Source organism: Nocardia gamkensis NBRC 108242 (assembly GCF_001612985.1).
GTDB classification, from domain to species: Bacteria; Actinomycetota; Actinomycetes; order Mycobacteriales; family Mycobacteriaceae; genus Nocardia; species Nocardia gamkensis.
Genome location: NZ_BDBM01000017.1, coordinates 43,054 through 68,474, shown reverse-complemented (window position 1 = coordinate 68,474; position 25,421 = coordinate 43,054). Strand labels below are relative to the sequence as shown.

The following is a 25,421-nucleotide window of genomic DNA, read 5'->3' as shown; positions in this document are numbered from 1 at the left end:
GTCGCCGGCTCAGTCCTCGTCGTCGATCCAGTCGAGGGTGCGGGCGACCGCTTTCTTCCAGCGCGCGTAGCCGCGCTCACGCTGCGGTGGCGACCAGGCCGGGTGCCAGCGCTTGGCTTCGTTCCAGTTCTGGGCGAGTTCGTCGGTGTCGCTCCAGAAGCCGACCGCCAGCCCGGCCGCGTAGGCCGCGCCGAGGGCGGTGGTCTCGGCGACCACCGGGCGCGACACCGGCACGCCGAGGAAGTCGGCCTGCAACTGCATGCACAGCTCGTTGGCGGTGACGCCGCCGTCCACCCGCAGCACGTCCAGCCGGACGCCGGAGTCGGCCTGCATCGCCTCGACCACATCGCGGGTCTGGTAGCAGATCGATTCCAGCGTCGCCCGCGCGAGATGGGCGTTGGTGCTGTAGCGGGACAGGCCGACGATCGCGCCGCGCGCGTCCGACCGCCAGTAGGGCGCGAACAATCCGGAGAACGCGGGCACGAAGTACACCCCGCCGTTGTCCTCGGCCTGCCGGGCCAGCGACTCGCTCTGCGCCGCCCCGGAGATGATGCCCAGCTGGTCGCGCAGCCACTGCACCGCCGAGCCCGTCACCGCGATCGAGCCTTCCAGCGCGTACACCGGCTTCTGCGAGCCGAATCGGTAGGCCACGGTGGTGAGCAGTCCGTGTTGCGATCGCACGATCTCGGTCCCGGTGTTGAGCAACAGGAAGTTGCCGGTGCCGTAGGTGTTCTTCGCCTCGCCGGGACGGAAGCAGACCTGTCCGACGGCGGCGGCCTGCTGGTCGCCGAGCACACCGGCGAGCGGGACCGCGCCGCCGAACGGCCCGTCGGGCCGGGTGCGGCCGAACAGGTCCGGATTCGCCGACGGCGCGATCCTGGGCAGCATCGCGCGCGGCACCCCGAACAAGGCCAGCAGTTCGTCGTCCCAGTCCAATGTCTCCAGGTCCATCAGCATGGTGCGACTGGCGTTGGTCGGGTCGGTGACGTGCACGCCGCCGTCCACCCCGCCGGTCAGCTGCCACAGCAGCCAGCTGTCGGTGGTGCCGAACAGCGCGTCGCCGCGTTCGGCGTCCCGGGCCACCCCTGGGACGTTGTCGAGGATCCAGCGCAGTTTGCCGCCCGAGAAATAGGTCGCGGGCGGCAGGCCCGCCTTGCGCCGGATGGTGTCGCCGTGCCCGGCCCGCTCCAATTCGGCTGCGATGCGATCGGTGCGGGTGTCCTGCCAGACGATCGCGTTGCAGTACGGCCGCCCGGTCCTGCGGTTCCACACCACCGTGGTCTCCCGCTGGTTGGTGACGCCGACCGCGGCGAGGTCGCTCGCGACGAGATCGGCCTTGGTCAGCGTGGTCTGCACGACCGCGCGGGTGCGCTCCCAGATCTCGGTCGGATTGTGCTCCACCCACCCGGGGCGCGGCAGGATCTGCTCGTGCTCGAGTTGGTGGCGGGCGACCTCGTTGCCCCCGTGGTCGAACACCATGAAGCGGGTGCTTGTGGTGCCCTGGTCGATGGCGCCGACGTACCGGCTACCGCCCCGAGTCATCGCTGAGCCTCCGTTCGCCGCGCAGGCCGCGGGCGCGACCGTGCTCGAAACGGAAACTACGGCGGAATGCCGGACCCGGATAGCGCTGCCATTCGACATTGTCGAATGCTCGGGCGGGTCGCGGAGAACGCAATGGCTGCCGAGTCGGGCGAGACGAAGGTATGGCGCAGCTCATGCCGGGTGCGCCGGGCGTCGCGCACGATTGTCGAATCACGACACGGGGGATAGGTTTCCGGACATGCCGGGTCCGATCCAGTCGATCGAGCGGGCGGCGGCCGTGCTGCGACTGCTGGCCCGCGGCTCCGGTCGTCTCGGCGTCGGTGACATCGCGGGCGCGCTCGACCTGCCCAAGCCGACCGCGCACGGCATCCTGCGCACGCTCCAGGGCGTCGGCTTCGTCGACCAGGACCCGGCGAGCGGCAAGTACCAGCTCGGCGCGGCGTTGCCGCACCTGGGCGGCGGCTACCTCGACGCGAACGAGTTGCGCTCCCGCGCGATCAACTGGGCCGACGCGCTGGCGGCGCGCACGGGCGAGGCGGTGCGGATCGGCGCGCCGCTGGACGGCGCGGTGGTCGTGGTCCACCACGTGTTCCGGCCGGACAACACCGAACAGGCGCTCGAACTCGGCGAACTCCTGCCGCCGCATGCCACCGCGCTGGGCAAGGTGCTGCTCGCCTATGACGCCGACCTGGCCGCGACGGTGCGCCGGGCCGAGCCGGCTGCGCTCACGCACCGCACCCTCGTCGACCGCGCCGCGCTCACCAGGGAACTGGCCGGCGTGCGGCGGGCCGGATGGGCGGGCGACATCGAGGAGTTCCGGACCGGCGAGGCGGGTATCGCGGCGCCGATCCGAGCGCCGGGTGGGCTGGTGGTCGGCGCCATCGGCATCACCGGCGCGGTGGACCGGCTCTGTGACGCGAAGTCGCGGCACCGACCCGCGCTCGTCGGCCGGGTGCTGGACGCCGCACGGGCGGTGTCGCGCGATCTCGGTGCGGGCGACCGACCGCCGTCGCGCCGGTGACCAGCGGATTTCCTCCAGGAGCAGCATGAAGCAGCGTTACGTGCTCGCCATCGATCAGGGCACCACCTCCACGCGGTGCATCCTGTTCGACCAGCGTGCCCGGCTCGTGGGGGTCGCCCAGCGCCCGCACCGGCAGCACTACCCGCGGCCGGGATGGGCCGAGCAGGACGCCGTGGAGATCTGGCGCAACGTCGAGCGGATCGTGCCGCAGGCGCTGCGCGATTCCGGTGTGGCCGCCGATCAGATCGTCGCGCTCGGCATCGCCAACCAGCGCGAGACCACCGTGGTGTGGGACCGCCGCACCGGCACGCCGGTCGGTCGCGCCATCGTCTGGCAGGACGTGCGGACCGAAGAACTGGTCCGGGAACTGGAGGGCAAGCCGGGCGCCGACCGGATCCGCGAACTGTGCGGTCTGCCACCGGCGAGCTATTTCGCCGCGCCGCGACTGCGCTGGATGCTGGACACGATGCCCGGTCTGCGCGAGCGCGCCGAGCGGGGCGAGGTGCTGTTCGGCACCATGGAGACCTGGCTGATCTGGAACCTCACCGGCGGCCCGGACGGCGGCCTGCACCGCACCGACGTCACCAACGCAGGCCGTACCCTCCTGATGAACATCGGCACCCTCGCCTGGGACGACGAACTGCTGGAGTTCTTCGGCATCCCGGCGGGGATGCTGCCGCGCATCCAGCCGTCGACCGCGTCCTACGGCACTACGCGCCGGGTGGTGCCTGGCATCCCGATCGCCGCCGCGCTCGGCGACCAGCACGCCGCGTTGTTCGGCCAGACCTGTTTCGCGCGTGGGGAAACCAAGTGCACCTACGGAACGGGCGGATTCCTCATGATGAACACCGGGCGTGAGCTGGTGCGCTCCGGGCACGGCCTGCTCACCACGATCGGCTACCAGATCGGCCCGGAGCCGGTGTACGCGCTGGAGGGCCCGATCGCGGTCACCGGTTCGCTCGTGCAGTGGGTACGCGACAACATCGGGCTCGTCACGAGTGCGCCGGAGATCGAAACCCTCGCGCGCACCGTCGAAGACAACGGCGGCTGCTACGTCGTGCCCGCGTTCTCCGGGCTCTACGCACCGCATTGGCGCAGCGACGCCCGCGGTCTCATCGCCGGACTGACCTCCTACATCACCAAGGGCCACATCGCCCGCGCCGTACTGGAGGCCACCGCCTGGCAGACCCGCGACGTGGTAGAGGCGATGAACGCCGATTCGGGCCTGCGGGCCGAGGCACTGCGCGTGGACGGCGGCATGACCTCCAACAACCTGCTCATGCAGATCGTGGCCGACGTCCTCGACGTTCCGGTGTCGCGTCCGTTCGTCGCAGAGACGGTCTCGCTCGGCGCCGCGTACGCCGCGGGCCTGGCCGTCGGTTACTGGCCGGACCTGGAAGGACTGCGGAACAACCGGCGCCTTGCCGCGCAATGGGTTCCACGGATGGACCCCGAGCTGCGAGCGGAGGAGTACGAGAACTGGAAGCGCGCCGTGGAGCTGACCTTCGGCTGGGTCCGGTCGGCGAAGCGGGCGCGGCGGTGAGTCCGGTCGTGGTCGCGTGCCACCGGGACGAGCGTGTCGGGATGGTGGGTTAGCGTCGGAAGCATGCGGCTTCACGTGGGATGTGCGATGTGGACGCACGCGGCTTGGCAGGAAAGGCAGCTCGCGCCGGGGGAGCGGCTGCGCTGGTACGCCACGTGGTGCAATGCGGTCGAAGGCAATACGACCTTCTACGCGACGCCCTCGCGGCGCACGGTGGAATCGTGGGCGAGTCAATGCGATCCCGCGTTCCGGTTCGTCCTCAAGCTGCCCAAGCCGATCACTCATGAACGCAGGCTGACCGGCGTCGAGGAGGATCTGCGCTCGTTCCTCGCCGCGATGGAGCCGCTCGGGGAACGCATTCACGCCCTGTGGGTGCAGCTGCCCGGCTCGTTCGGCCCCACCGATCTCGGTGCGCTGGCCGGATTCCTGCGGCAATTGCCGCGCACCTACCGGGCCGCCGTCGAGGTCCGGCATCCCGCGTTCTTCGCCGACGAGCAGGCGGCGCGCAGCCTGGAATACGTCTTGTCCAGGGTGGGCGCCGAATGGGTTCCGTTCGACACCACCGTGCTCTTCGACGGTCCGCCCACCAGTGCGGCGGAACAGGAGGCGGCGTCGAAGAAGCCGCGGGTGCGGCGCAGGATGCGCGCCCTGACCGAGTACCCGATCGTGCGGTACCACGGCCGCGACGATGTCGAGCGCACCGTCGGCGGCTGGCAGCAGTGGGTCGGCACGGTCGCCGAGTGGCTGCGCGAAGGCCGGTCGCCGACGGTATTCGTGCACACCCCGGACAACGCGGGCTCGCTGGAGCTGGCCCGCCGCTTCCACGACGAGGTCCGCGCCCGGCTGCCACAGCTCGACCCGTTGCCGGAGCCGACGCCTGCCGAGCCGATGACCCTCTTCTGACGAAAAAACGGTCCCGCAGGCACTCCCGCGGGACCGTCCGGATCACTCAGGACTGCAAACCGACCTCGATCTCGAGGGTGAGCGTGATCTTGTCGCCGATCACCGCGCCGCCGTCGGGCAGGGGCATGTCGATGGTGATGCCGAAGTCGCGGCGGTTGATCACGGTCTTGGCCTCGAAGCCCGCGACCGGCCCGTGGCCCATGCCGGGGTTGACGCCGAGGAACTCCACGTCCAGCGTGACCGGCTTGGTGACGCCGCGGATGGTGAACTCGCCGTCCACGATGAAGTCCTCGCCGTTCACCCGGAAACCGGTGGACGCGAAGGTGGCCACCGGAAACTCCTCGGCCTGGAAGAAGTCCGCGGTGCGCAGGTGCGCGTCGCGCTGTTCGTTGTCGGTGGTGACCGAGTCGACCCGGATCTCGGCCGTGGCCGAGGCGCTGCCGTCCTCGCCGATGACCAGCTTGCCGGAGAAGTCGGTGAAGCGGCCGCGTACCTTGCTGACCATCAGGTGGCGTACCGAGAAGCCCAGGGTGGAGTGGGCGGGGTCGATGGCCCAGGTGCCCGCGGTGAGAGCGTTGGTGGTTCCGGTCGACATGGTGTTCTCCTTGATGATTGAGAATTGAACTAGTTCGGTGTGGGTGGGGCTCGGTCGGTGGGAATGGGTCAGTGGGTGCCGAGTAGCTGCGCGAACGGTACCGGGTCGTCATACGGATCTGCGGCGCGCTCGCGCGGTGTGCCGGTCAGCAGGGCGGCGAATTCCGCTGCCGCACGGTCGATCCGGGTGCTCAATCCGCCCGCCGCCGCGGATGCCCAGTCCTCGGACGCCGCGTAGACGGCGGTAGGCGCGACCACCGCGCGCAGGTAACTGAACATCGGCCGAAGGGCGTGTTCCAGCGCCAGCGAATGGCGCGCCGAGCCGCCGGTGGCCCCGAGCAGCACCGGCATTCCGGCCAGCGCGTCCGGTTCCAGGACGTCGAAGAACGTCTTGAACAGGCCGCTGTAGGACGCGTTGAAGATCGGCGTGACGGCGATCAAGCCGTCGGCGCCGGTCACCGTGTCGATCGTCGCGCGCAGCCCGCCGGGCGCGAACCCGGTCAGCAGGTTGTCGGCCAGATCGCGGGCGTGCTCGCGTACTTCGACCACGTCGAATGCCACGTCCGCGCCCGACGCGGTCAGCGCCGCGCCGGTGGCGGCGGCGAGCCGATCGGCGAGCAGCCGGGTCGAGGACGGCTGCGACAAGCCCGCGGCGACGACGGCGATGCGGGTCATCGGGTCGCCTCCAGTGCGGCGTCACGGGCGGCGACCAGGCTCGCGTGCGTCGGCGCGTCGGGCACGTGCGCCGGGCGCAGAGCCGCGAATTCCTTGCGCAGCACCGGAACCACTTCCTCGCCGAGCAGGTCCAGTTGCTCCAGGACGGTTTTCAGCGGGAGGCCCGCGTGATCCATCAAGAACAGCTGGCGCTGGTAGTCGCCGAACGCCGCGCGGAAGGTGAGCGTCTTGTCGATGACCTCCTGTGGGCTGCCCACCGTGAGCGGGGTCTGCTCGGTGAACTCCTCCAGCGACGGGCCGTGCCCGTACACCGGCGCGTTGTCGAAGTAGGGCCGGAACTCGCGCACCGCGTCCTGGGAGTTCTTGCGCATGAACACCTGTCCGCCCAAGCCGACGATCGCCTGGTCGGCGGAGCCGTGGCCGTAGTGCTCGTAGCGCTGCCGGTACAGCGCGATCAGCCGCTGGAAGTGCTCTTTCGGCCAGAAGATGTTGTTGGCGAAGAATCCGTCGCCGTAGTAGGCCGCCTGCTCGGCGATCTCGGGGCTGCGGATCGAGCCGTGCCAGACGAACGGCGGCACGTCGTCCAGCGGGCGCGGCGTCGAGGTGAACGATTGCAGCGGCGTGCGGAACTTGCCCTCCCAGTCGACCACGTCTTCGCGCCAGAGCCGGTGCAGCAGGTGATAGTTCTCGATCGCCAGCGGGATGCCGTCGCGGATGTCCTTGCCGAACCAGGGGTAGACCGGCCCGGTGTTGCCGCGGCCGAGCATCAGGTCCACCCGCCCCTCGGCGAGGTGTTGCAGCATGGCGAAGTCCTCGGCGATCTTCACCGGGTCGTTCGTGGTGATCAGCGTCGTGGCGGTGGAGAGCTGGAGCCGCTCGGTCCGCGCCGCGATGTAGCCGAGCATGGTGGTCGGCGACGACGGTACGAACGGCCGGTTGTGGTGCTCGCCGGTGGCGAACACGTCCAGCCCGACCTCTTCGGCCTTGCGCGCGATCGTCACCATGGCCGTGATGCGCTCGTGCTCACTGGGCGTCCGGCCGGTCGTGGGGTCGGTCGTCACATCACCGACCGTGAAAATTCCGAACTGCACGACGCCTCCTTCGTTCTCAGTCTGTCTCAATTTGGTGGATATGGCAACCAAAGGAACGGAGCGGGGTACGCGGGTATTCCCGCTCCGGCGATATGGCGTCGGTTACGGCAGGTATTCCGTCAGCCAGGTGCGGGTGAGTTCGCGGGTGACCAGCGCGCCGGTGTCGAGTTCGGTGGCGCCGAAGGCGTGATCGAGGAAGGGGAGCTCGACGTAGCGGTGCGGCACGCGCGCGGTCTCCAGGGCCGCGGCGTAGGCGGCGGTGTGCTCGGCGAGCACCAGGTGATCGTTGGCGCCCTGGATCAGCAGGGTGGGCGGGGAGTCGCCGGTGACCTGCGCGGCGGCGCCGGCCGCGGTGTAGCGGTCCGGGTACTGGTCGGGCGTTCCGCCGAGGTACTGCCGGGCCGCGTCGACGCCGAGCGCGGTCTCGGTGCCCGACGCGGCGAGGTCGACCGCTGGGTACAGCGCCACCGCCGCGCGCACCCTCGGCAGTTCGGCGGCGCCGCCGCAGCTGGGCCGCAGGACACCCGCGTTGATCTTGTTCGCGACGTTGACGGCCAGATTGCCGCCCGCCGAGTCGCCGAACGTGGCGACCCGCCGCATGTCCCAGCCGTACCGCTGGGCGTTCGCGGCGGCCCAGCTCAGCGCACAGGCGACGTCGGCGTCCTCGGTGTTCCAACGGTGGTTGCCTTCGTCGGAGAGGCGGTAGTCCACATCGAGGACGGCGTATCCGTTCTCGGCCAGCCAGGTCGTGTAGGCGTCGGTACCACGGCTGCCCGTGACGAAAGCGCCGCCGTGAATGCTCACCACCAGCGGCGCCGGTCGCGGCCCCGGAGCGGGCAGGTACAGGTCCGCCTGGATCGGCTGTCCGTCGACGGTCGCGTAGGTGACGGTCTCGTCGGGCGCGTCGCCCACGGTGCTGAACGGCACGGCCGGGGCGAACGGGATCCAGACGCCCGCGGCGTCACGCGCCGCGAACACCAGCGTCGCGCTGGTCACGACGGACAGCACCAGGCCGACGGCGGCCACGCCGGTCACCGTGCCCGCGAGGCGCCGTCCGCGCTCGCCCCCGCGAAACACCGTCAGCGCGAGCGCGGTCGCGACCACCGCCAGCACCATGTTCCACGAGCCGAGCGCGTCGCGGACGGCGCCGAGCAAGAGCACGGCCGACTGCGCGACCGCGTTGCCGAGCAACGGCATCACCCAGGAAACCGGCAGGATCGCGATCAGTTGCGCGAGCGCGAGATACGCGGCGAGCGCTCCGGCGAGCGTGAGCAGGCCGATGCGGACCAGGCGACGCGGGGTCGCGGACTTTCCGGGCACGGTCACGTCCGCTCCTCGCTCGTCGGTCATCAAGGTCTCCGGTTCCGGGTCGGGGTTCGCCGGCTCCAACATAGGTCGGTCTTCGTGGCCGTCGGTTTCCGGTGGTGGCGTGCCGGGACGGATTCGGGTAGCCGACTACGCGCGACTTCCGGTGGCTGGTCCGCAGAATCGGTCCCCACAGGGTTTCGACCACCGGGTTCTCGAAGGGATGTGCATGGCTGGTTATCAGGATTGGTTGGCGCCTGCTCCGAATCCGGAGCCGCCCTTGGACAGTCGCCGCCGCGCCGAGGCGCAGCCGTCGGCATGCGATCCGGCGCCCGCTCGGGCGCTACCGTGCCGGCCGCGGCCGCACGCGACCTCCGGTCGGTCCAGTGCCGGGATACGCAGCGCGGTGCGGCGAAGCCATGCCTCCACCGCGCCGGGCGAGGACGAGTCACGCTCGGCGGCACGCCGATTCGCCGAGTCGGCGGTGCGAGTCGTCCTCGAGGTGCTCGACCGCAGGAGGCCCGTGCCGCAACTGGCCGTCGTCGCCGACGCCACGGTCGTCGCCGCGGTGCGCACGTTGATCGGCGCCGGTCTCGTGCCTGGCCGCGACCTCGGCGTCGCGGTGCCGATGCGGGTGAACGTGGTCCTGGTGGACGCCAAGACCGCCGAGGTCTTCGCCACCTACGGCCGGGGCGGGCGCCATTTCGCCTTGGCGGCGCGCATCGCGCGGACCCGCTCGGCGGGCTGGCGGCTGACGGCGCTGCGCATCCGATGACGCGGTCCACGTGGAGCCTGGGCGCGTCACCGGTGACCGGCGCTCAGCCGAGCTGAATGGATCGGCGTGCCATGCCGAACCAGTAGCCGTCGATGACGGTGCGCAGCGTGCCGAAATCCTCCTCGCCCGCACCGAGTGCGACGAACAGCGGCGCGAAGTGGTCGGCGCGTGGATGGGCCAGGCGAGCCGCGGGCGCGGTGCGCTCGAAGTCGAGCAGTGCGTCCAGGTCGCGGGCGGCCAGCGTCTCGCGGCCCCACGCGTCGAATTCGGCCGTGAAGGAGGGCACGTGCTCGTCGTCGGCGGTCAGCGCGCGCAAATTGTGCGTGAAGAACCCGCTGCCGACGATCAGTACGCCTTCGTCGCGCAGCGGCGCCAGCTTCCGGCCGATGCGCAACAGGACCTGCGGGTCCAGCGTCGGCATGGACAGCTGCAACACCGGGATGTCGGCGTCCGGATACATCTCCTTCAACGGCACGTAGGCGCCGTGATCGAGCCCGCGATCCGGGACGTCCGCGACCGCGGCGCCCGGTCCGCGCAACAGATTTCGCACCTTGCCGGCCAGCTCGGGCGCGCCCGGCGCGGCATAACGCACCTGGTAGTACCGCTCCGGAAAGCCCCAGAAGTCGTAGACCAGCGGCACCGTCCGGGTGGCGCCGAGCGCGATCGGCGCGGCCTCCCAGTGCGCGGAGACGATCAGGACGGCGCGGGGCCGGGGCAACGCGCACGACCATGCCGCCAGTTCGGCGGGCCACCTCTCGTGGTCGGCCAGCGGCGGAGCGCCATGCGAGAGATAAAGCACCGGCATTCTTTCGGCGGCCACGGTCATAGTGCTCCTCCCGGCTCGGTCGCCCAGTTAGTTCAAATTCGAACTCGACTGTAGCTTGTTGTTCAAATTTGAACAATAGGGATAGGGTGGAGCCGTGGAGACCACGTGGCTGAACGTCCGCGAGATGGCGGTGTGGCAGAACTTCCTGGCGGCAGGCGCGCTGGTGGGTCGCGAGGTGGAACGGCAGCTCAAGCGGGAAGGGCTGTCGCACACCCAGTACGAGGTGCTCGTGCGGCTGGCCGACGCGCCGGAGGGTCGCCTGCGGATGACCGAACTCGCCGAGGCGCTCTACACCTCCAAAAGCGGTCTGACCTATCAGGTGACGCAGTTGGAGAAGGCCGGGTTGCTGGTACGCGAGGCCTGTCCGACCGACGTGCGCGGGGTCATCGCCGTACTCACCGCCGCGGGCCGGGAAAGGCTGGCGCAGGTCGCGCCGGGCCATGTCGCGACCGTCCGCCGCGTCCTCGTCGACGTGCTCACCGACGCGCAGCAGGGCGCTGTCGCGGACAGTCTGGGCGAGGTCGCGCGGCGGCTCGCTCCCTGACTCAGGCCAGCGATGCCAGCCAGTCGTGCATCCACGACAGCGCGGTCGCTCCGCCTCCGACGGGGTAGCTGCCGTAGGCGGTGTGCGCCTCCGAGCGGTAGAACTCGTCCAGCAGCCGAGCCCGTTCCTGGTTGGCCGACTCCGAGAGCTGGCTCTGCAAAACGGGGATTCCGCCGTTGGACATCAGGTCGCCGACGATGGCGCCCATTTCCATCTGGTAGCGCCACAGGTAGGCCGGGTCCGGGTGGGAGGTCTGGGCCAGGAAGCCCGCGAAGCGGGTCACGAAATCGTCCGACGCCGTGGTGCAGTACAGATCGCCGATCGCGCAGATGGTGCGGGTCTGCGGGGTGAGGAGACCGAACCCGCCGATGCGCGGACCGCCCGCGCCCGCGCCGCCGACCGGTGGACCGACCAGCGCGTCGGTGGGGGAGCGGCGGGGATCGGAGATGAGCCCCACCGCGGCGATCCGATGCGGCGGCACGACGCCGAGCCCGGTGCCGATCTCGGCGGCGAGATCACCGGCGGCGTCCGCGCCCTGGCTGTAGCCCAGTAGCGCGATCCTGGTCGCGCCGCACTCCCGGCCCATCGCCGCGATCATGCCGCGCGCGTTGTCGACGGCCTCGCGTTTGGAGGCGCCGTATACCTCGCTCTCCCAAGGGAAGGCGGTCGCTGCGTAACTCACGTAGTCCACCCGGGCCGAAGGCGGCAGGCCGCGCGTGACTCCGGCCAGCATCCCGGGCCCGGGGCGCTCACCGTCCGCGGTGGTCTCCCATGTTCCCGGGATCGCCACCACGTACAGACTCGGGCAATCCGGTGCGGCGACGGCGGGCCCGCTGCCCGGTCCCACACACGACAGCGCCATCACCGCGAAACCGATGGCCGCCGAGATCAACTTCGATCGCATGGCGTTTGCTCCTGGTAGTACAGGCGCCGCAGGCGCTCCCGGCAGGAATCGGGCCTCCGCGGGCGCCGTGCGGTGGTCGGACCCGGCCCCGTCGAAGGCTGCATTGAGACTCGGTGGTCTCAAAGTGCAGCCAGGATAGCGACAGTGTGGGAGAGTACACAATCGGAGTCTGAAGTGACGCGTATCACATCCGATTCGGAACCGTCGGCGCTCGCCGATTGCTAGTGGCCCTGTGCGAGAAGAACTGTCATGGCCTCCGCCCATCGATCGATGGTTGCCGCGGCGGCGCGCTCGGAAGTGCGCAGCGGCCGGGACATCGCGGTCCCGCGCAGGATCGCGATGGTGAGGTCGCGGACGGCGGGGTAGCGCGGATGGGCGACCATGTCCGGCTCGAACAGTGCGTCCACCACGCGCCGCAAGTCGCGCCCGGCTTTTCGTTCGGCCGCGCGCAACGCCTCGGCAAGCGCCGGATCGGTCCGCGCGGCCGCCCACAGTTCGAACTCGGCTTGCGCCGCCGGGCGTGCCATCGACTCGTACAGGGCGGTCAAGGCGCGGCGTAGCGGATCGGTCCCCGCGCCGAGCCCGGCCGCGACCTCTCGCACCGCCGCCTCGTTGCGTGCGACCAGATGTCCGACCAATGCGCCGATCAACGCGCCGAGGGTCGGGAAGTGATGCAGCAGCGCCCCGCGGCTCACGTTCGCGGCCCGCTGCACGGACAGCGTGGACAGCGCCCGGTAGCCCTGCTCGGCCAGCACGTCGGCGGCGGCGTCGAGGATGCGAACGCGGGTCGCCCGCTTCTGTTCCTCGCGTCGTCCGGCCATGCCAGCTCCTCCCGTCGCCGCGACATTTTCACAGTCAATATTGACTGTCAAATGGTGGGTGCGCCAGACTGCGGAGACCGGTTCGCACCAGCGTCGAAGGGAAAGCGATGACCGACAGTGACAGCCAGGCCGACAGCGGGGCGGGCGCGTGGTATCGCAATTGGACCGAGACACCGGACACCCCGTGGGCCGGACGCCCCGACCCGGACGACGCCCGCGAGTACCGGACGCTGACCTACGAGCGGGACGGCCGCGTCGCCCGCATCACCTTCGACCGGCCGGAGAAAGGCAACGCGATCACGCCCGATACGCCGCATGATCTGGCGCACGCGGTCGAACGCGCGGATCTTGACCCGCGGGTGCACGTGATCCTGGTGTCCGGGCGCGGCAAGGGATTCTGCGGTGGCTACGACCTGAGCATGTTCGCCGAGCAGAGTTTCGCGGTGGCGGGCGGTCCCGATGAAGTGGCGGGAACGGTCGTCGATCCGGTGGTGCAGGGCCGCAATCACGATCCGGCGCGGACCTGGGATCCGATGATCGACTACGCGATGATGAGCCGGTTCAACCGCGGTTTCGCCAGCCTGATGCAGGCGAACAAGCCGACCGTGGCCAAGCTGCACGGCTTCGCCGTCGCGGGCGGCAGCGACATCGCGCTGTTCGCCGACCAGATCATCTGCGCCGACGACACGAAGATCGGCTACCCGCCCACCCGGGTCTGGGGTGTCCCGGCGGCGGGCATGTGGGCTCATCGCCTCGGTGACCAGCGCGCCAAGCGCCTGCTGTTCACCGGCGACTGCCTCACCGGGAAGCAGGCGGTGGAATGGGGCCTGGCCATCGAATCCTGGCCGGCCGCCGAACTCGACGCGCGCACCGAGGAATTCGTCGCCCGGATCGCGCGCATGCCGGTCAACCAGCTGATGATGGCCAAGCTGGCGCTCAACTCGGCGCTGTACGCACAGGGGGTGGCCAACTCCGGCATGATCAGCACCGTCTTCGATGGCATCTCCCGGCACACCAGCGAGGGATACGCCTTCCAGACGCGTGCCGCCACAACCGGTTTCCGCGAGGCGGTCCGGGAACGCGACGAGCCGTTCGGCGATCACAAACGGCACCGGGCGCAGGAGTGAACGCCTACTGAGCCCCGCCCAAATCCGCACAGCGGCCGACGCATCGGGTCCGCAGGCGCGAACCGGCATCGCCACCGCCCCTTCCGAGCGTTCCGCCGGATCGTCAGCGGGCGGGCGGGACGTTTCCGGTCGCCTCTTCCTCGATGCCGCTGTAGCCGAGCCGCACATCGTGCGCGACTTCGCCGCCGCTCACCGTGACCTGGCTGGTCACCGGCGGATAGCCGCGCGCGACGATCGTGTAGTCGCCTTCGGCGAGATCCGTGACGACATAGCGCCCGTTCTCGTCGGTGCGCGTCGTCGCGGTCGGCACGCCCGCGGCGTCGAGCACGCTGATCTGCACGTCCGGGACCGCACGGCCGCTGTCCGACCACGCCGACCCGGCCAGCACCGCCATCGGCGTGAGTTCGATGTCGTGGTGCAGCAGCCCGCTGTCCGGCACGGTCAGCGCGGTCGCGCTGGGTCGCATGTGTTCGGCGACCGCGACCAGGGTGTACGTGCCGGGCACCACGCCGTGGCACAGGTAAGCGCCGTCGGCCGCCGCGGTGGCCGAGCCGACCACCTCGCCGTCGAGGTCGGTCAGCGTGATGGTCGCGCCGGGCAGCGGCTCGCCTTGCCTGCCGGACCGGACCACACCGGACAGCTCGCCGGAGCCGAGCAGGGTGATGTCGAGTTGCTGCGGGCGATCACCGACGGTGACGTTCACCGCGGCGGGCTGATGCCCGGCGGCCGAGACGATCAGCACGTAACCGCCCGCGTCGGGCGCACCGAGGAGGTAACGGCCGTCGGCGCCGCCGCCCGTGCGCGCTGCCTGCCGCCCGTGCTGGTCGATCAGGGTGAGAGCGGCCGCGGGCACCGGGCGGCCGTCCTCGCGATGGACATAGCCGCTGAGCGAACGCCCTTCGTGCTCCGCGCCGTCGAAGCTCGCGCGAGGTTCGCGCCGGTGTGCGCCGTTGCTCGCGGGATCGCCCGCGCCGTAGCCGCCCGCGGCCGCGGCGAGCACCGGTTCCGGCTCCGACAGCGCCTGCGCGGCGCCTTCCCAGACCTGATCCGCGTCCCAGCTCGACTCGGCGGCTTCCGGCTCCTCGATCGGCGTCTGCGCGACGGGCGCCGGAGCGTCCTGCAGCGGAATCTCTTTCATGAACATCAGCACCACGCAGGCCAGCAGCGCGACCCCGGCCGCCGTGTAGAACACGCCGTGCATGGAGTCGGTGAAGCCGGTGAGGATCGGCACCTTCAGCGCGTCGGGCAGCGCCGCGATGCCGCTGGTGTTGGACTGCATGCCGCTGAGCCGGTCGGCGCCGAACCCGGGCGGCAGCGCGCCGCCGAACGCGTCGATGATCCGGTTCGGCAGCAGGTTGAACAGGATGGTCAGGAACACCGCTACGCCGAGCGTGCCGCCCATCTGCCGGAAGAACGTGGCCGAGGCGGTGGAAACACCCATGTCCTTACGCGGTCCGGCGTTCTGCGCCGCGATGATCAGCGTCTGCATGCAACAGCCGAGCCCGAGCCCGATCACCGCGCCGATCGCCAGCGGCTGCCACAGCGGGCTGTCGTAGTGCACCTGCGCGTACAGGGCCGCACCGACCGCGACGATGAACGTGCCCGCCACCGGCAGGATCTTGTAGCGTCCCGTCTGCTTGGTGATCCGGCCCGCCGCCTGCGAGCCGACGGTGATGCCGAGCACCAGCGGCAACATGAGCAGGCCCGCCTTCGTAGGCGAGTAGCCGCGCACGACCTGGAAGTACTGCGGAACCATGGTGATCGCGCCGAACATCGCCACACCGACGATGAATCCACCGGCGATGGTGACGCTGAAGGTCGAGTTCCGGAACAGCCGCAAGGGGATCAGCGCCGAGTCCTTCATCAGGAACTCCACCAGGACGAACAGCGCCAGCCCCGCCGCCCCGATGCCGTAGCAGAGCAGCGACTTCTCCGACGACCATCCCCAGTGGCGTCCCTGTTCGGCGACAATCAGCAGCGGCACCACGCCGATCGTCAGCGTCAGCGCGCCGAGCCAGTCGATCCGGTGGTGCTGGCGCTGGTGCGGCACGTTGAGCACCTTGGCCACCACGAGCAGGGCGAGCAGGCCGACCGGGACGTTCACCAGGAACACCCACCGCCAGCCGTCGATGCCGCCGAGTTCTTCGTAGTCGGAGAAGAAGCCGCCGAGCACCGGGCCGAGCACCGTCGCGGTGCCGAAGACCATCATGAAATAGCCCTGATAGCGCACCCGTTCCCGCACCGGGACGATATCGCCGATGATGGTGAACGCCAGCGACATCAGTCCGCCCGCGCCCAGGCCCTGGAACGCGCGGAACGCGGCGAGCTGGTACATCGAGTCGGCGAAGGTGCACGCCACCGAGCCGATGACGAACAGTCCGATCGCCGTGAGATAGAACGGTTTACGGCCGTAGATGTCGGCCAGTTTGCCGTATAGCGGCGTGGTGATCGTCGCGGTGATCAGGTAGGCGGTGGTCGCCCACGCCTGCTCGTCGAAACCGTGCAGGTCGTTGGCGATCTTGACGATCGCGACGCTGACGATGTTCTGGTCGAGCGCGGCCAGGAACATGCCGAGCAACAGCCCGGACAGGATGGTCAGGATCTGCCGGTGCGACAGTGACGTGTCCGCGCCTGCGTCCGGGTTCCGCGGAGCCCGGATGGTGGAATTCGTCATGAATGAGCCCTATTTCGGATCGGCGTGGTGTCGGGGAGTGGTGGTCTCTATTCCTGCGGTGAGCCGGTCGAGCAGTGCGGTCAAGGTGTCGCGGTCGCTCGCGGGCCAGTCGGCCAGGATGTCGGCCAGCCACCGGTTGCGCAGCGCGCGGTTCTCCTCGAAGACGCGAACGCCTTCCGCGGTGGCCGCCAGCACGCACGCGCGGCCGTCGACCGGGTCGGCCCGGCGCTCCACCAGGCCGTGCGCCACGAGTGATCTGCTCTGTCTGCTGATGGTCGATGCCTCGGTGTGCAGCAATTCGGCGAGCCTGCCCGCGCGCTGTGGTCCCTCGTGCACCAGGCAGAAGAGCACGGAGTAGGCGAGTCGTTCCAGGCCGTCCGGACCGGGCCGAGCGGGCAGCCACTTCGCCCGGTTGACCGCGCGCATGAACCGGACCAGTCGCTGACCGAGTTCGTCGGCGGCCGCGAGTTCGGCCGCCTCGACCCGGCGCTCGCGAGCGGTTGCGGACATGACACCACCTCGATGTTCCCCACCAGCAGATTGATTAGCAACCACAACTAGTTGCTTTGAGCAACTATACATCCGGGTTGCCAGAGGTCTGCGCGGTGGGCCACTCGTGGGTCGCGTTGCTACCGTCGTTGGCGTGTCCGAGCCGCTTGTTCGCTTCCGCGCCGCCCTGCCGTCCGATTGCCGATGGGAGCCGGTCGGCGGCGGGGAGTCCGGCGCCCGGGTATTCCGGTCCGCCGACGGGTCCCGCTATGCCAAGTGCGTCGCCCCCGGCGAGGTCGCCGCACTCGCGCTGGAGCGGGACAAGATCACCTGGCTCGGCGGCCACGATATACCCGGCCCTCGGGTACTGGACTGGCGGCCCGATGGCGACGGCGCCTGCTTGGTTACCAGCGCCGTTCCAGGTGTGCCCGCGAACGCCGCTTCCGCGCAAGATCTCGCGCTCGCATGGGATTCCATCGCGGACACGGTGCGGCGCCTGCACGATCTACCCACCGCGGAGTGCCCGTTCGACCGTGGCTTGGCGCGGATGTTCGCGATGGCCCAGGACGTGGTGGTCCGGGGTGCGGTGCACACCGAGTTCCTTCCCGAGGAGCAGCAGGACACTCCCCCCACCGTCCTGCTCACCAGGCTGGCCACCCGGTTGGAGCCCAGGATGACGCAGGAGTCCGCCGAAGCGGTGGTCTGCCACGGCGATCTGTGCCTGCCGAACATCATCCTCGATCCGGAAACGCACACGGTCGCCGGATTCGTCGACCTCGGCCGCCTCGGCATCGCCGATCCGTACGCCGATATCGCCCTGCTATTGGCCGATGCCCGGGAGTCATGGCAGGACGAGCGGCGCGCCGGAGACGCCGACCGCGCCTTCGCCGATCGCTACGGCATCGATCTGGATGCCGAGCGGCAGCGGTTCTTCCTCGATCTGGATCCGCTCACCTGGGGATAGCCCGAGTCACGTCGCGGGCTGAAGCAGCACCGCGGTGCCGTAGGCCGCCACCTCGCTCATGGTGCCCGCGATCTCGTTGCAGTCGAAGCGCATGGCGATGACCGCGTTCGCGCCGAACGACATCGCGTGCTGGCACATCCGCATGATCGCCTCGTGCCGGGACTGGTAGAGCAGTTGGGTGTACTCGGGGATCTCCCCGCCGCCCAGCGAACGGAAACCGGCGCTGAAATTCGACCCGAAGCTGCGGCTGCGCACGGTGAGTCCGGCGACCTCGCCGAACACCCGGACGATCTCCTGGCCGGGCACGTCGTTCATGGTGGAGACCAGGATCGGGAACTGCGGTCCGGGTGGCGGGGGCGGGGGATACGGCTGGGGTGGCTGCTGATGCGCGGGATATTGCGGGTACGGCTGCGGCGGCTGGCTCATGTGCGGGATGCTACGGGCGGCGGCGATTCCGTTGCGGCCGAGGTATGCCCGCCGATCCGGAACCGCACCGACCACCCGGTCCTGATCAGCCGGTATCTCGCGTTCCGGGGACCGCCGCGCCGCGATTCGGGCTTTTCTGTTGAGCATTCGACCGACAGAATCCGAAGAGATATGCAATGTTGTTATTGCGCAACGGCATTGAGAGGGAACCCACGGTGGCCGAGTAGGCACCGGTAAAAGGGGGTGCGGCGAGATCATGTCGTCGAACACGTCCGAGCCCGGCGCCCGCCGAGGCCAGGTCCGGACCGGACGCGTGCCCACGTGGCCGGGAATGATCTCCGGACAGGAGCCGCCGCCCCGCGGCGACCGGCATCGGGCGTCCCGCGCTCGGCGCCGCGCTCGTCGCGGCCCACGCCGCGCTTGGCTGGTCGGCGGCGTCGGGCTGGCCGCATCGCTCGCCGCCGCCGCGCTGGTCCTGGTGTACACCGACGCGGCCTCCGCCCCCCGGCAATCGGCCACGGTGGCGGACCCGGTGCTCGGTGGTGGCCCAGGCTGCGAGCCGACCCGAGGTGGACAACTGGTGCGCGGCAACGGAACCGGCTCGACCGCGTCGGGGCCGGAGGTGATCCTGGCGTTTCAGCACGCCTACTACGTGACTCGCTCGGGAGCGGTCGCGCGATCGCTGACGGTGCCGGACGCCGCGGTGCCGCCGGTCGCCGTGATCGACGCGGGCATCGCCTCCGTTCCCCCGGGTACGCAGCACTGCGTCATGATCACCCCCATGCTCGACGGACGCTACGACGTGGTCATCACCGAGCTGCGCCCCGACTCCGCCAATCGCACCTATCGCCAATTCGTAACCGTGGCCACCACCGACGGTAAGGCCACCATCATCAAGATCGCCGCGCCGAACTGAATTCGATGCTGCTGGCGCTGCCGGCCGCGCCGTCGGCGGCGGAGCCGGAACTTCCGGTGGTGTCGCCCGAGCAGGACCCTTTTTATCGGCCTTCCGCCGAGCTGGTCGCGTCGAAGCGGCCCGGCGAGATACTCGCCGCGCGGCCGGTCGCCATCGCCAATCAGCTCGACGGGGCGCTGGACGCCGAGGCCTGGCAGGTGTCCTATCGGTCCGGTGACAGCGTCGATCAGCCCATCGCCGCTGTCGCGACATTGCTGAAACCCTCTGCGGGGAACGGTAAATTGGTGTCCCTGCACGCCGCCGAGGATTCCACCGGACTGTTCTGCGCGCCGTCCTACACGGTGCGCCGGTCGGCGCAGGCCGGTCTGCTGGACGGGCAGATCGACCCGTTGCGCAGCGCCCCGGCGTTGCTGGCGCAGGGATGGACGGTCGTGGTGCCGGACCATCAAGGCCCGAATTCGGCGTTCGCCCACGGCCCGCTGGCCGCGCGGATCGCCTTGGACGGCATCCGCGCCGCGGAGCGTTTCGGTCCGCTGCACCTGCCGGGAGCGGCCACCGAGGTGGCGATGTGGGGATACTCGGGAGGGTCGATCCCCACGCTGCACGGCGCGGAACTGCGCGGCGCCTACGCGCCGGAGGTGAATCTCGTCGGCGTCGTCTCCGGCGGTACCGATGTCGATCTCGAAGTTCTGTCCCGCGAGGCGAACAAGGGGCCCGGCGCCGGTCTGGTCGCGGCCGCCATCATCGGTCTCGCGCGCGAGGAGCCGGAACTGGACGCCTACCTGTGGGCGAACGCCACACCGCGCGGACGGCAGCTACTGAACGCGAAGGACCGCGGTTGCGTGCTGCACCAAGCCGCGCTGGAACCATTCCTCGACATAGACAGCCTGGTGCGAGGCGGCATACTGCACACACCGGTGCTGCGCGCGGTTTTTGACCGGACCAGGATGGGCAAGTCGGTCCCCGACACCCCGGTCTTCCTCTACCACGCGACCGCCGACTGGCTCGTCCCCATCGGCCCCGCCGACGCGCTCGCCTCCACCTACTGCCGTGATCCCGCCGCGCGAGTCACCTACATCCGCGACCACGCGAGCGAACACCTGACCCTCAACACGCTCGCCGAGAACAGCGTGATCGCTTGGTTGCGCGACCGGTTCGCCGGAGTGCCGGTGAACAACTGCACCGTCACCGATATGGGTTCCATCGCGCTCGGGCGATGAAGGTCGCCGAACCGCCCTACTCGAGCCCGGCGACCTTCCGGCAGCGCCAGTCCAGGTAGTTGATCAGCGTCCAGAAGTCCTTGAACGCCGGGTTCGTGGTCTGACCGTGGTGATAGCGGTAGTAGATCTGCTGGGCGATGACGGCCAGGCGGAACAGTCCGAAGACCTCGTAGAACGGCCAGTTCTCGGCCGAGCGGCCGGTGCGCGCGCAATAGTGTTCGACGATCTGGGCGCGGGTCAGCATGCCAGGCAGGTGACTCGGCTGGCGGCGGGAAGCGCGCATGACCTCGTCGTCGTCCGCCTGCACCCAGTAGGCCAGCGCCCCGCCGAGATCCATCAGGGGATCGCCCAGGGTCGCCATCTCCCAGTCCAGCACGCCGACGATCGCGCCCGAGCCCGCGGGGTCCAGCACCAGATTGTCGAGCCGGAAATCGTTGTGGATGACCGTGGTGGCGACGTCCGCGGGCTGGTTGGCGTCGAGCCAGGCCATCACCGCGGCGAAATCGCTGACATTGTCGGTGCGGGCGTTCACGAAGCGGCGCGACCAGCCCGCGACCTGGCGGGCGACATAACCTGCGCCCTTGCCGATTCCGGTGAGATCGGCCGCGACCGGGTCCACTTCGTGCAGCTCGATCAGGCAGTCGAAAGCCGTAGTGGACAACCGTCGCGCCTGGTCCGGGGACAGGCTGGTGCCTGCGGGGAGATCGCCGCGCAGGATGGTGCCCGCCACGCGCTCCATCACGTAGAACTCGCTGCCGATCACCTCCGGATCGGCGCAGCGAGCCACCATCCGTGGTACGTAGCGGTAGTGCGGGCGCAACCGCTGCTGCACCAGGAATTCGCGGCCCATATCGTGCGCCGAAGCCGCCTTGGTGCCGCCGGGCGGGCGGCGCAGGATCAAGTCGCGATCCGGGTAGCGCAGCAGATACGTCAGATTGGACGCGCCTCCGGAGAATTGGCGCACCTCGGGGGGCTCGCTCAGACCGGGCACCTGCTCGGCGAGCCAGGCGTGCATCGCGGCGACGTCGAAGGCGTCCTCCGCGCGGACGGCGGCGGCGTCCGCGGCGTTCACCGGTCGGTTCCGTATTTGCGCAGCTCCTGCCGGGCGATCACGCCGAGGTGCACCTCGTCGGGGCCATCGGCGAAGCGCAGCGAACGAATGCCCGCGAATGCGCGCGCCAGCGGGAAATCGTCGGAAAGCCCTGCGCCGCCGTGCAACTGCATCGCCATATCCAGCACCTCTTGGGTCATCCGCGGCACGACCGCCTTGATCTGGGAGACCTCGCTGCGCGCGCCGGCCAGTCCCTTGGTGTCCAGCAGCCAGGCGGTGTGCAGGACGAGCAACCGCGCCTGGTCGATGGCGACGCGCGCGTTGGCGATCCGCTCCCGGTTCCCGCCGAGGTTGGCCAGCGGCTTGCCGAACGCCGTGCGCGACAGGGCGCGACGACAGGCCAGTTCGAGCGCGCGCTCGGCAAGGCCGATAGCCCGCATGCAGTGGTGGATGCGGCCGGGGCCGAGGCGGCCCTGGGCGATCTCGAATCCGCGCCCCGGCCCGGCGATCACGGCGTCCAGCGGAAGGCGCACGTCGGTGAAGGTGACCTCGCCGTGGCCGAAGGGCTCGTCCAGGTAGCCGAAGGTGCTGAGCATCCGTTCGACGCGCACGCCGGGCGTGTCCAGCGGGACCAGCACCATGGAGTGCCGCTGATACGGGTGCGCCTCCGGGTCGGTGAGGCCCATGAAGATGACGAACGCGCAGTTCGGATGGCCGATGCCGGTGCTCCACCACTTGCGGCCGTTGAGCACGATCTCCTCGCCGTCCACCACGGCGGTCGCGGCCATGTTGGTCGCGTCCGAGGAGGCGACCTCGGGTTCGGTCATGCAGAACGCCGAACGGATCGTGCCGTCCAGCAGCGGCCGCAACCACTGCTCCCGCTGCTCGGCGCTGCCGTAGTGCAGCAGGACCTCGGCATTACCGGTATCGGGCGCGTTGCAGTTGAACACCTCCGACGCCCAGCCGGAAGCCCCCATCACCTCGGCCATCGGCGCGTACTCGACGTTGCTCAGGCCCGCCCCGAGTTCCGGATCGGGAAGGAAGAGGTTCCACAGACCCGCCGTCCGCGCCTTCTGCTTCAGCTCTTCGACCACCGGCGGCACCGCCCAGGGCGATTCTCGCAGGGCGGCCGCGTGCTCCTCGTCGCGCGGCTCGATCTCGTCGCGCACGAACTGCCGCACCTGCTCGGTGAGGCGGACGGCTCGGTCGGAATGCGTGAAATCCATACCCATCCTCGTGGCTCGCTGAGCATTGCTCAACTTCCGGTCGAGTCCATTGGTAGCATATTGTTGAGCATTGCTCAATAGAGGAGGGTGGATGACCGAGGTTGCCGTGCAGGCGAGCGGCCGCCGCTCTGCGGACGACCGGCGCAGACAACTGATCGGCATCGGTCTGGGCATGCTGATCGATCGCCCCTGGCACCAGATCACCATCGACGCGGTCGCGCAGCAGGCGGGCATCTCACGCGGGCTGCTCTTCCATTATTTCCCGACCAAGCAGGATTACTACGCGCAGCTCGTGCACGCCGCCTCGCAGCGATTCCTGCGCGGTACCGGCCCCGACCCGGACGCCGCCGACCCGCTCGCGTCGATGATCGCCAATTTCGTCGGCTACATGCGCAGGCGCAGTGGACCGCTGGTGGGACTGCTTCGCGCCGCCGGGCAGGATCCGGTGCTCGAGTCGATCATGGAGCGGATGCACGGCGAACTGACCGATCGGGTGTTCGCCGCGCTCGGCAGGCCCGCGCGGTCGACCGCCGAGCGCCTGGTGGTGCGATCGTGGTGGGCCATGGCCGAGGACCTCACGGTGCAGTGGTTGTCGCGCGACGACGTGGACCAGGACCGGCTGGACCGGCTGCTGTTCGACACGTTGACCCGGGTGCTCGACTCGGTGGACGCCGAAAGCTGAGCGGTTCGCCCGCCCCGGGAATCGCCCTGCGAAACTCATCCGCGATTCGGTGGAGTGCACCGGAAACACCCGCGGCCCGATGGCCGGTGCGAAGAGTGACCGGCCCGGTGCCGCCGAGGGGCGAATCTCGGCGGCACCGGCGTATCCGAACGCGCTGCGGGAGCGCACGCGCCGCCGCGAAGGGAAAGCGCGCCACTCCAGCATAGAGCGATCAATGGTCTGGTGCGCGGTGGCGAAGAAGTGCCTGCGACCCGAGGGAAATCACCTCGTGCCGCGTGTGTCGGCCGCGGCACGCCGAATAGTTGGGTGAGATGGCAAATGAACAGTTTCGCCGGTAGCGGTGGATCGACTATGAATGAGACGTGCCGTTGCCTTACGTGATCACTTGTCTGCCATCGATTCTCCTGTGCGGGGAGCGCTGATGGTCATCGAACATCCCATCGAGGACGAGGTTACACAGCTGGCGAGGCGGGTCGAGAAGGCCCGTGGACGGCTCGCCTACCAGTTCGATCCGGCGCTGACCGAGGCGCTGTCGGAGGACGAACTGTATGCCGAACGTGAGCTCGCCGAACGGATTCGCACCCAGGAGCGCGGACAGCGCTGGAAAGAGGCGCAGGCTGCCGCCGCGGCATCCGACCGCGCCAGGCAGACCACCGAAGCGATCGAGAAGGCCGACATGCGAGACCTCCTGCTCGCCCGCAAGGCGATTGCCGCGCAACGACGCGAATCCAGCCCGCACGCGAAGCTGGCCTCGCTCTACCGGCATCGGTCCTGGTCGCTGCGCGCGCTGGCCGGTGTCGTCGCGGCGGGCATGCTGTGGTCGGCGGTCAACGTCCAGCACAACATCGCTCCCGGTGGCGCGACCGATCCGCTGTACTGGTTCAGCTACCTGCTCGAAGGCATGATCAGCGTCTGCTTGATCATCATCATGATCGGCACCAACAAGGTCGCCGAATGGGGCGTGGTGGACAACCGCCGCCAGGTCGCGACCGCCGAAATGGCCCTGCTGGCCTTGACCGTCAGCCTCAACACCTACCCCTATCTGCGCGCCGGCGCCTGGTACGACGCGGCCGTGCACGCCATCGCGCCGGTGATGATCGGTGTCGCGCTGCTCATCCACGACGCGGCCAGCGCGCGCTACGGCCTCGCCATCGCCAGGGCCACCGAGCAGGTCCGCGACCTGCCCGACCCGGCCGAGCAGATCCGGCTCACGCTGCCCCGATACCGGATGCCGGTGGCGCCGGAGGCCCCGGGCATCCCGCACGAGCACGTGATCCCCGAACCGCAGCCCGTCGTGGTGGCGCCCCCGGTGGAGGTCGTCGAGCCCGAGGCGGTGGAGGCCGTCGAAACCAACGGCGCGCAGGTGGAATTCGAAGAGCAGCCCGAGGTCGCGGTGCAGGTCGAGAAGAAGCGGCCGCCGGTCGAGGCGCCGCGCAAGCCGGTGCTGCCCGAGTCCATCGAAGACCTCGACGCGATGGAAGTCTTCCAGACGCGTCCGACGAAGCCGGTGCAGGTCGAGGACGCCGACGTCACGATCGCCACCAACGGCCACGCGCCCACCAACGGCAAGAAGCTCGTCGCGAGCGAGCCTGTCGCGCCCGCACCGGTTCCGGCGGCCGAGTCCGAGGACCGGCCGGCCGCGCGGGTGCCCGTCGAAGAGCCCGCCGCGGCGAAGGTGGTCGTCCGGCAGCCGTCCGCGGCCAAGCCGAACACCACGGTCTCCGAGGCGGAGGTCCCGACGGCCGAACTCCCGGCGGTCACCCGGCGTCCGTCGGCCGAGGCGAAGAACGACGGTCCGGCGCCGGAGCCCAAGAACGGCAAGGACACTCCCAAGCCCGACCTCGCGCAGCCGCCGACGGCCCGCACCCCGGACATCTACGACACCGGTTCATTCCGCGTCGCCGACATCCTGGAGCAGGAACTCGCCGAGTTGCAGGCCGAACGCCGCCGCGCTCGCGCGGCGAGCAGGCAGCGTTCCGCCTCGACAGCGGGCCGCGAGTCCTAGCGAACTCTTTCGACGATGCCCGCCTGCGCCCTACGCGCGGGCGGGCATCGGCGTCTTCGGGGCACCGCTCGGGTTCGCGTCGCCGCTGTGTGTTCAG

24 protein-coding genes are annotated in these 25,421 nt (G+C 69.8%); 11 read left to right on the top strand and 13 right to left on the bottom strand.

The genetic code is table 11. The features are described 5' to 3' along the window. Positions 1-9: 9 nt before the first annotated feature. Positions 10-1,542: a glycerol kinase GlpK gene (gene glpK / locus NG1_RS16055; RefSeq protein WP_062971604.1), complete on the bottom strand. Its 1,533-nt coding sequence runs from the start codon at positions 1,540-1,542 to the stop codon at positions 10-12. A 238-nt stretch (positions 1,543-1,780) separates the two neighbouring features. Here glpK (NG1_RS16055) and NG1_RS16050 point away from each other — a divergent pair, with 238 nt between their 5' ends. From NG1_RS16050 to NG1_RS16040, 3 genes are all read left to right on the top strand, one after another. Beyond that, the gene (locus NG1_RS16050) at positions 1,781-2,563 is read left to right on the top strand and encodes an IclR family transcriptional regulator (protein ID WP_062971602.1); all 783 of its coding nucleotides are present in this window, start codon (positions 1,781-1,783) and stop codon (positions 2,561-2,563) included. 25 nt (positions 2,564-2,588) lie between these two features. Beyond that, on the top strand, positions 2,589-4,106 hold the full coding sequence (gene glpK / locus NG1_RS16045) for a glycerol kinase GlpK (protein ID WP_062971771.1): 1,518 nt from the start codon (positions 2,589-2,591) through the stop codon (positions 4,104-4,106). A 63-nt stretch (positions 4,107-4,169) separates the two neighbouring features. Then, positions 4,170-5,009: a DUF72 domain-containing protein gene (locus tag NG1_RS16040; protein ID WP_245659922.1), complete on the top strand. Its 840-nt coding sequence runs from the start codon at positions 4,170-4,172 to the stop codon at positions 5,007-5,009. Positions 5,010-5,055: 46 nt separating this feature from the next. Here NG1_RS16040 and NG1_RS16035 read toward each other — a convergent pair whose 3' ends face one another. The 4 genes from NG1_RS16035 to NG1_RS16020 form a co-directional block, all read right to left on the bottom strand. Continuing rightward, positions 5,056-5,604 (bottom strand): YceI family protein, encoded by a 549-nt coding sequence (locus NG1_RS16035; RefSeq protein ID WP_062971598.1) that lies wholly within the window; start codon positions 5,602-5,604, stop codon positions 5,056-5,058. A gap of 68 nt (positions 5,605-5,672) precedes the next feature. Next, positions 5,673-6,278, bottom strand: a complete 606-nt coding sequence (locus NG1_RS16030) for an FMN reductase (RefSeq protein WP_062971596.1) — start codon at positions 6,276-6,278, stop codon at positions 5,673-5,675. Next, positions 6,275-7,369: an LLM class flavin-dependent oxidoreductase gene (locus NG1_RS16025; protein WP_040865253.1), complete on the bottom strand. Its 1,095-nt coding sequence runs from the start codon at positions 7,367-7,369 to the stop codon at positions 6,275-6,277. The genes NG1_RS16030 and NG1_RS16025 overlap by 4 nt, the downstream gene beginning before the upstream one ends. A 102-nt stretch (positions 7,370-7,471) precedes the next feature. Further along, complete coding sequence (locus NG1_RS16020) at positions 7,472-8,719, bottom strand: alpha/beta hydrolase (protein ID WP_168434230.1); 1,248 nt, start codon at positions 8,717-8,719, stop codon at positions 7,472-7,474. A gap of 361 nt (positions 8,720-9,080) precedes the next feature. Here NG1_RS16020 and NG1_RS16015 point away from each other — a divergent pair, with 361 nt between their 5' ends. Continuing rightward, positions 9,081-9,449, top strand: a complete 369-nt coding sequence (locus NG1_RS16015; protein ID WP_062971592.1) for an Rv3235 family protein — start codon at positions 9,081-9,083, stop codon at positions 9,447-9,449. A gap of 43 nt (positions 9,450-9,492) precedes the next feature. Here the strand turns inward: NG1_RS16015 and NG1_RS16010 are convergent, their stop codons facing one another. Continuing rightward, positions 9,493-10,275, bottom strand: coding sequence for a dioxygenase family protein (locus NG1_RS16010; RefSeq protein WP_062971590.1), 783 nt, complete (start codon positions 10,273-10,275; stop codon positions 9,493-9,495). A 94-nt stretch (positions 10,276-10,369) separates the two neighbouring features. Between NG1_RS16010 and NG1_RS16005 the strand changes: the two genes are divergently transcribed. Further along, entirely contained in the window at positions 10,370-10,819 is a 450-nt protein-coding gene (locus NG1_RS16005) for a MarR family winged helix-turn-helix transcriptional regulator (protein ID WP_245659921.1), read from the top strand. Between the two features lies 1 nt (position 10,820). Here the strand turns inward: NG1_RS16005 and NG1_RS16000 are convergent, their stop codons facing one another. Both NG1_RS16000 and NG1_RS15995 read right to left on the bottom strand, forming a co-directional pair. Next, a complete protein-coding gene (locus tag NG1_RS16000; RefSeq protein ID WP_084498961.1) occupies positions 10,821-11,723 on the bottom strand; it encodes a cutinase family protein in 903 nt (300 codons plus the stop codon). Between the two features lie 221 nt (positions 11,724-11,944). Then, positions 11,945-12,544, bottom strand: a complete 600-nt coding sequence (locus NG1_RS15995) for a TetR/AcrR family transcriptional regulator (RefSeq protein WP_062971588.1) — start codon at positions 12,542-12,544, stop codon at positions 11,945-11,947. A gap of 107 nt (positions 12,545-12,651) precedes the next feature. Here NG1_RS15995 and NG1_RS15990 point away from each other — a divergent pair, with 107 nt between their 5' ends. Further along, the gene (locus NG1_RS15990; RefSeq protein ID WP_062971586.1) at positions 12,652-13,671 is read left to right on the top strand and encodes a crotonase/enoyl-CoA hydratase family protein; all 1,020 of its coding nucleotides are present in this window, start codon (positions 12,652-12,654) and stop codon (positions 13,669-13,671) included. A 103-nt stretch (positions 13,672-13,774) separates the two neighbouring features. On the opposite strand, the gene NG1_RS15985 is transcribed toward NG1_RS15990, so the two are convergent. Continuing rightward, positions 13,775-16,345, bottom strand: a complete 2,571-nt coding sequence (locus tag NG1_RS15985) for an MFS transporter (protein ID WP_062971585.1) — start codon at positions 16,343-16,345, stop codon at positions 13,775-13,777. A gap of 9 nt (positions 16,346-16,354) precedes the next feature. Next, a complete protein-coding gene (locus NG1_RS15980; RefSeq protein ID WP_062971583.1) occupies positions 16,355-16,855 on the bottom strand; it encodes a MarR family winged helix-turn-helix transcriptional regulator in 501 nt (166 codons plus the stop codon). A gap of 133 nt (positions 16,856-16,988) precedes the next feature. On the opposite strand from NG1_RS15980, the gene NG1_RS15975 reads away from it, so the two are divergent. Then, the gene (locus NG1_RS15975; RefSeq protein ID WP_084498960.1) at positions 16,989-17,798 is read left to right on the top strand and encodes an APH(3'') family aminoglycoside O-phosphotransferase; all 810 of its coding nucleotides are present in this window, start codon (positions 16,989-16,991) and stop codon (positions 17,796-17,798) included. Positions 17,799-17,804: 6 nt separating this feature from the next. Here the strand turns inward: NG1_RS15975 and NG1_RS15970 are convergent, their stop codons facing one another. Beyond that, the gene (locus NG1_RS15970) at positions 17,805-18,128 is read right to left on the bottom strand and encodes a YbjQ family protein (protein ID WP_217999093.1); all 324 of its coding nucleotides are present in this window, start codon (positions 18,126-18,128) and stop codon (positions 17,805-17,807) included. 352 nt (positions 18,129-18,480) lie between these two features. Here NG1_RS15970 and NG1_RS15965 point away from each other — a divergent pair, with 352 nt between their 5' ends. After that, complete coding sequence (locus NG1_RS15965) at positions 18,481-19,140, top strand: DUF8176 domain-containing protein (RefSeq protein ID WP_062971581.1); 660 nt, start codon at positions 18,481-18,483, stop codon at positions 19,138-19,140. Positions 19,141-19,145: 5 nt separating this feature from the next. Next, positions 19,146-20,360: a lipase family protein gene (locus NG1_RS15960; RefSeq protein ID WP_062971579.1), complete on the top strand. Its 1,215-nt coding sequence runs from the start codon at positions 19,146-19,148 to the stop codon at positions 20,358-20,360. A gap of 16 nt (positions 20,361-20,376) precedes the next feature. Here NG1_RS15960 and NG1_RS15955 read toward each other — a convergent pair whose 3' ends face one another. Together NG1_RS15955 and NG1_RS15950 are read right to left on the bottom strand one after the other, a co-directional pair. Then, positions 20,377-21,375, bottom strand: a complete 999-nt coding sequence (locus NG1_RS15955) for a phosphotransferase family protein (RefSeq protein WP_062971762.1) — start codon at positions 21,373-21,375, stop codon at positions 20,377-20,379. 53 nt (positions 21,376-21,428) lie between these two features. Next, positions 21,429-22,637: an acyl-CoA dehydrogenase family protein gene (locus tag NG1_RS15950; protein ID WP_062971759.1), complete on the bottom strand. Its 1,209-nt coding sequence runs from the start codon at positions 22,635-22,637 to the stop codon at positions 21,429-21,431. Between the two features lie 91 nt (positions 22,638-22,728). On the opposite strand from NG1_RS15950, the gene NG1_RS15945 reads away from it, so the two are divergent. Together NG1_RS15945 and NG1_RS15940 are read left to right on the top strand one after the other, a co-directional pair. After that, the gene (locus NG1_RS15945; RefSeq protein ID WP_062971577.1) at positions 22,729-23,319 is read left to right on the top strand and encodes a TetR/AcrR family transcriptional regulator; all 591 of its coding nucleotides are present in this window, start codon (positions 22,729-22,731) and stop codon (positions 23,317-23,319) included. Positions 23,320-23,740: 421 nt separating this feature from the next. Further along, the gene (locus NG1_RS15940; RefSeq protein ID WP_062971575.1) at positions 23,741-25,324 is read left to right on the top strand and encodes a hypothetical protein; all 1,584 of its coding nucleotides are present in this window, start codon (positions 23,741-23,743) and stop codon (positions 25,322-25,324) included. Positions 25,325-25,421: the final 97 nt, after the last annotated feature.

Bases quoted from the DNA above. Each gene is read 5' to 3' on its own strand.
- NG1_RS16050 (WP_062971602.1), top strand. From the start codon at position 1,781: ATGCCGGGTCCGATCCAGTCGATCGAGCGGGCGGCGGCCGTGCTGCGA.
- glpK (WP_062971771.1), top strand. From the start codon at position 2,589: ATGAAGCAGCGTTACGTGCTCGCCATCGATCAGGGCACCACCTCCACG.
- NG1_RS15940 (WP_062971575.1), top strand. From the start codon at position 23,741: ATGGTCATCGAACATCCCATCGAGGACGAGGTTACACAGCTGGCGAGG.
- NG1_RS15960 (WP_062971579.1), top strand. From the start codon at position 19,146: ATGCTGCTGGCGCTGCCGGCCGCGCCGTCGGCGGCGGAGCCGGAACTT.
- NG1_RS15980 (WP_062971583.1), bottom strand. From the start codon at position 16,855: ATGTCCGCAACCGCTCGCGAGCGCCGGGTCGAGGCGGCCGAACTCGCG.
- NG1_RS16010 (WP_062971590.1), bottom strand. From the start codon at position 10,275: ATGACCGTGGCCGCCGAAAGAATGCCGGTGCTTTATCTCTCGCATGGC.
- NG1_RS15985 (WP_062971585.1), bottom strand. From the start codon at position 16,345: ATGACGAATTCCACCATCCGGGCTCCGCGGAACCCGGACGCAGGCGCG.
- NG1_RS15955 (WP_062971762.1), bottom strand. From the start codon at position 21,375: ATGCACGCCTGGCTCGCCGAGCAGGTGCCCGGTCTGAGCGAGCCCCCC.
- NG1_RS15945 (WP_062971577.1), top strand. From the start codon at position 22,729: ATGACCGAGGTTGCCGTGCAGGCGAGCGGCCGCCGCTCTGCGGACGAC.
- NG1_RS16040 (WP_245659922.1), top strand. From the start codon at position 4,170: ATGCGGCTTCACGTGGGATGTGCGATGTGGACGCACGCGGCTTGGCAG.
- NG1_RS15950 (WP_062971759.1), bottom strand. From the start codon at position 22,637: ATGGATTTCACGCATTCCGACCGAGCCGTCCGCCTCACCGAGCAGGTG.
- NG1_RS16035 (WP_062971598.1), bottom strand. From the start codon at position 5,604: ATGTCGACCGGAACCACCAACGCTCTCACCGCGGGCACCTGGGCCATC.
- NG1_RS15990 (WP_062971586.1), top strand. From the start codon at position 12,652: ATGACCGACAGTGACAGCCAGGCCGACAGCGGGGCGGGCGCGTGGTAT.
- NG1_RS15995 (WP_062971588.1), bottom strand. From the start codon at position 12,544: ATGGCCGGACGACGCGAGGAACAGAAGCGGGCGACCCGCGTTCGCATC.
- glpK (WP_062971604.1), bottom strand. From the start codon at position 1,542: ATGACTCGGGGCGGTAGCCGGTACGTCGGCGCCATCGACCAGGGCACC.
- NG1_RS15965 (WP_062971581.1), top strand. From the start codon at position 18,481: ATGTCGTCGAACACGTCCGAGCCCGGCGCCCGCCGAGGCCAGGTCCGG.
- NG1_RS16000 (WP_084498961.1), bottom strand. From the start codon at position 11,723: ATGCGATCGAAGTTGATCTCGGCGGCCATCGGTTTCGCGGTGATGGCG.
- NG1_RS16020 (WP_168434230.1), bottom strand. From the start codon at position 8,719: ATGACCGACGAGCGAGGAGCGGACGTGACCGTGCCCGGAAAGTCCGCG.
- NG1_RS16030 (WP_062971596.1), bottom strand. From the start codon at position 6,278: ATGACCCGCATCGCCGTCGTCGCCGCGGGCTTGTCGCAGCCGTCCTCG.